Annotated in this window: 3 protein-coding genes and 1 pseudogene; 1 reads left to right on the top strand and 3 read right to left on the bottom strand. The window is 68.5% G+C overall.

The window, feature by feature from the left end; all coding sequences use genetic code 11:
• Positions 1-101: 101 nt before the first annotated feature.
• From DD1DGNOD_RS24675 to DD1DGNOD_RS24665, 3 genes and pseudogenes are all read right to left on the bottom strand, one after another.
• A pseudogene (locus DD1DGNOD_RS24675) lies at positions 102-1,680 on the bottom strand (IS1182 family transposase).
• A gap of 63 nt (positions 1,681-1,743) precedes the next feature.
• Positions 1,744-2,127, bottom strand: coding sequence for a type II toxin-antitoxin system VapC family toxin (locus tag DD1DGNOD_RS24670; RefSeq protein ID WP_131764902.1), 384 nt, complete (start codon positions 2,125-2,127; stop codon positions 1,744-1,746).
• The gene (locus DD1DGNOD_RS24665; protein ID WP_131764903.1) at positions 2,108-2,371 is read right to left on the bottom strand and encodes a type II toxin-antitoxin system Phd/YefM family antitoxin; all 264 of its coding nucleotides are present in this window, start codon (positions 2,369-2,371) and stop codon (positions 2,108-2,110) included. The genes DD1DGNOD_RS24670 and DD1DGNOD_RS24665 overlap by 20 nt, the downstream gene beginning before the upstream one ends.
• Before the next feature lie 501 nt (positions 2,372-2,872).
• Here DD1DGNOD_RS24665 and DD1DGNOD_RS24660 point away from each other — a divergent pair.
• Positions 2,873-4,522: an ABC transporter substrate-binding protein gene (locus DD1DGNOD_RS24660; RefSeq protein ID WP_131771135.1), complete on the top strand. Its 1,650-nt coding sequence runs from the start codon at positions 2,873-2,875 to the stop codon at positions 4,520-4,522.
• Positions 4,523-4,613 lie beyond the last annotated feature (91 nt).

Below are 4,613 nucleotides of genomic sequence, written 5' to 3'. Positions count from 1 at the left end.
TAGAAGACCACTGAAGATGTTGGTCGAGAGCGCGGAACCGGAACAAGGAGCTCTCCTCAGAGGCCTCCGAAGATCCTGTCACCTGCCCGGACAAGCACCCATCAGGTCACACTCGAAAGCCGCCAGGCCACCCCGTCATGCCACAGTCCCCGGGCAACCAGAGTCCGCAGATTCACCGCGGCGGCACGACGGTGCAACCACGCGTCATTCCTGATCCTGCCGATGTACCGCAGCCGACGGTTTCCCCGGGCCACCACACCCGCGATGGCCCGCTCCACCGGAGGACGCCACCGCCGGTACTCGGCCCGCCAGGCCGGGTCGGTGGCCTGCCGGCGACGCGCCGCAGCCAGAACATCATGATGCGGATGGACGCTGACGTTGCGTCCGGACACCGAGGTCGTACACCGCGACCGCAGCGGACAGCCGGCACACCGGACGGTGAACCGGGCCTGACGACGCCCCTGACCATCCGGGCGTCCCAGACCCACGGTGTGCCCGGCCGGACAGGTCACCGCCGCCGCCTGCGTGTCCACGACGAAGTCCTCCGGGACGAACCCCCCGGGCACGGCCGGCCGCACCGGCGGACACTTCACCACCAGGGTGTGTCCCCGTCCAGCCAGCTCGGCCCGCAGCTGACCGGTCCCGTAGGGACTGTCCCCCAGGACCCGGCGGGGCCCGTCCTCCCCGGCCAGCAGGTCGGCGGCGACCACGGCCTCGTGATGCTCCGGTCCGCTTCCCGGCCTCAACGCCACCGCCGTGATGATCCCGGTGTCGGGATCCACCGCCAGGTGAGCCTTGTACCCGTCCTGGTAGCTGGTGCGGTTCTTGTGCACGTGCCGGGCGTCGGGATCCACCGTGGAGACCATCCGGTCGGGCACGGTGGTCCGGGCGATGCGCCACCGCCCGTTGGACCCGTCCCCGCCCTCGGCGGGTTCGACGTCCTGCCCGGCGACCAGGGCCAGGAGCCCCACCGCGTCAGCAGCAGCCGGCCCGAGTTCCTGCTCGGGCAGATGTCCCAGCAGGCGCAGCGCGTCACCGACCAGAGCGTCGACCAGCTCGGCGCGGGCCTGCTCGTCGTCCCAGGCGATGACAGGCTTGCCCGCCCGGGTGTAATCGTGCGCCGAGCAGCACACCGCGGCCACCTCCCCGGCACCGGGCACCACCCGGATCACCCGGCGGATCGCGGCGATGAGCTGGGTGACGGTGTCCTGGGTGGCCACGGCGTCGTCGAGCACGGTGGAGTCCAGAGCGCGACGGTCCTTTCCCGCAGCACACCGGTGGCCCCGACTACCTCCCGGACCGTCTCGAAGACCCGGTTCGGCCGGAGGGAGCGGGCCAGCCGGCGACGGAAGTAGGTCAGCAGCGACGGGTGGAAGGCGGTGTCGTACAGGCCCAAGCCGCAAGCGGCCTTCCACCGCAGGTCACAGCGCAGTTCCTGCACGCAGTCGGTGTCCGACACCCCCCGTGCAGGGCCTGCAGGAGCAGCGCTGCCGCCAGGACCTGTGGGGGCATGGAGGGACGGCCGTCGGTCGAGGAGTAGAGGTCGGCGAACATCGCGGCGGGGAACAGGGTCTCCCGGTGCTCGGCCAGGAACGCGAAGACACTGCCGGCCGGGATCAGCTGCCGGCAGGTGGTCCACACGTCCGGACCGATCGTCGGCCCGGCCCACTGTCCCTGCACGACACCCACTCTGGCGTCGGTAGGTCAACGACGGAGCCACAGACCAACATCTTCAGCGGTCTTCTAGATCGCGACGATCGGGACGAGCTCCTCGAGTCCGGCGAGGTCGGCGGCGTTGCGCGTGTAGACGCTGGCACCGTGGGCGTGTGCGGTGGCCGCGATCAGCAGGTCCATGGTTCGGGCACGCGGCTGGCGTCCGATCTGCACGACCCGTGTGGCGAGGCGTCCGTAGCTGTCGGCGACAGCGTCGTCGACGGGCAGTGGGTCGAACCGTCTCTGGATGGAGCTGAGACGGGCGAGCCGGCTGGCACGGACGTCGGGGTTCTTGGCTACGAGAACGCCGAAGTGGAGTTCGGCCATGCTGATGATGCTGATCGCTAATTCGCCGGGGATCGGGTCGATGTCCGTAGCGATCAGGACGCTGGTGTCAAGAATGCCCCGGTTCACTCCGCCCCCACGGGTCGAGGATGCAGCCGTCGAGCAGGCCGCGCTCCTCCGCCCAGTCGGTGCCGACCGGCTGCGCGAAGATGTCGGCGAGGTCGTCCCAGCCCCGCCAGGTGCGTGGACTGACCGGGCCCAGGACGGCCGCCGGCCGGCCAGCGACGGTTATGGTCACGCGTTCGCCGGCCTGGGCGCGGCGTACCAGGTCGCTTGCGTTCTGCCGGACCTCCCGCAGTCCCACTTCGCTCATCCGTCAACGGTAGCACTTGTGCTATCTCGCGCGGTCCGGTCGCGAGGTCCTGTGCCGGTTGTCGTGGTGTGGAAGTGCGGCGCTGTCGAACGGTTCTTCCGCATCCACGGTCGATCAAATCAATTTTCATCCGTATTTGCGAAGTCGGCGAGCCGCTGGCATGTATTGCCCACTTGACTGGTGAAGATGGCCATGGTCCCGTTGATGGCGTGTGGAGAACAGTTCTCCTGGTCGCCCGGATACACATCGACCTCATGCGGATGACCTGCGGACACTGTCACCGCGGCTGACCGGCGCTCGCCTGTGCGGCCTGGCCTTCTCAGGCCCGGCGGTTCACTGCCAGCACCGCGCTTCCTACCATCTCCCGCCGCATCCGAGCCACACATGGTCATCTATGCAGGCCGCCGCCGGACACGGGGGTTCGTGGCGTAGGTCCTGATCCACCACGCTCTGCTCAACCACCGTCAAAGGACCCTCGTGAGACAATCATCGACTCGGACAATGTCGACTCAGACGATCGGAACAGCCGGGATAGCGGCTGCGCCCGCCGAGCATCCGGTGCGGGCGTTGCTGACCCGGCGCGGTCTGCTGGCCGGCACCGGTGCCGGTGGTCTCGCCGCACTCCTCGCGGCGTGCGGCGGTTCGACGAGCGACGCTGGCACGACCGCCTCCTCGTCGTCCTCGGCCGCGGTCGGCAAGCGGGGTGGCACCGTAACCCTGAGCGTTCCGCCGCCGCCGACCTCGCTGGATCCGGTGACGATGTACGACGGCACCGCGATCGCGCTGGTCCAGCTTGTCGCCGACTACCTGATCTGGCTTGACTCCGACTTCCGGCTGCAGCCCCGGCTGGCGACCGCGTGGAACTCCTCCGACGCGGGCCGGACCTGGTCGTTCACCATTCGCCAGGGGGTTGTCTTCTCCGATGGCACGCCCCTGGACGCGGCCACGGTGAAGGCATCGTTCGACCGTCTGCTCGATCCCGCGAACAAGTCCGCGGCGCTGTCGGCGTTCGACACGGTGCTCAAGGCCGGAGGCGTCTTGCTGGCGGGCTCCGACACGGTCGTCTTCCACCTCGAGCGACCGTTCTCGGAATTCCCGTATCTGGTGTCCGCCGGCAACTACAACGCGCTCATCCTGAAGTCGGACTACCAGCTGGGCACATTCGCTCAGAAGGCGATCGGCACCGGGCCGTTCCTGCTGAATTCCTATGACACGGGCACGGGCGCGTCGTTCACCCGCAACCCGAAGTACTGGGATTCCGGAAAACCGTACCTTGACGGCGTCAAGGCGACGTTCTACAAGGACAGGCAGGCCGATCTGCTCGCCTTGCAGAGCGGCGCCGTCGACGGGCAGATCCTGTCGGACGCCGGCCTGGTGGGTCCGGTCGCGGGCGGCAACTCCATCGCCGTCGACAAGGTCAACAGTACCGGTCTGATCGCGTTCACCCTGCGCGTCGACAAGCCGCCGTTCACGAAGAAGGAGGTCCGCCAGGCGGTCGCGTACGCCCTGGACCGACCGGGCGTCCTGACCAGCGTGCACAACGGGGTCGGCGTCCTGGGCAACGACCATCTCTTCGCGCCCTCGTTCTCCAGCGCTCCGACCGATCTCCAGCAACGCGCCAAGGACGAGGCAAAGGTCAGGACGCTGCTGGCCGCCGCGGGCGTGGACCACCTGCGTTTCACCCTCAGCTTCGACCCGCCGAACAAATCCTATGCGCTGGTCATCCAGGACCAGCTCAAACAGGTCGGAATCACCGTGGACCTCGACCAGCAGACCTCCGGGGCGTTCTACGGGGGCGATCAGAACACCGACACCCCGTGGCTGTTCACGACCGCGAACCTCGTCGGGTGGGCGGGCCGGCCCACGGCGAGCCAGTTCATCATCCCGATGGTGAAAAGCCAGGGGGTGTGGAACGGTTCCAAATACGCCAATCCGGTTGTGGACGCGGCAACCGCCGCCTACGACGCGGCCACCGACCCGGCCGAACGGAAGAAGCAGGCGGAGATCATCGTGCGGGCGCTCAACGAGGACGTGCCGGTCATCATCAGCGTGTGGAACGGCGCGGTCCGCGCCTACCGGACCGACCGGGTCAAGGGGCTGCGGGCGCACCCGTCGGGGTTCCTGGATCTGACGACCGTGACCAGGGCCTGATCCGGCGTGGCGCGTTTCCTGGTCCGACGGCTGCTGGCGATCCCGGTCACGTTGCTGGCGGTCAGCCTGCTGGTGTTCGCCGCGACCGAGC

This window comes from Candidatus Protofrankia californiensis (genome assembly GCF_900634765.1).
In the GTDB taxonomy this organism is placed as follows: domain Bacteria; phylum Actinomycetota; class Actinomycetes; order Frankiales; family Frankiaceae; genus Protofrankia; species Protofrankia californiensis.
The sequence above is the reverse complement of the archived record's forward strand: the minus strand, read 5'-3'. Positions and strand labels throughout refer to the sequence as shown.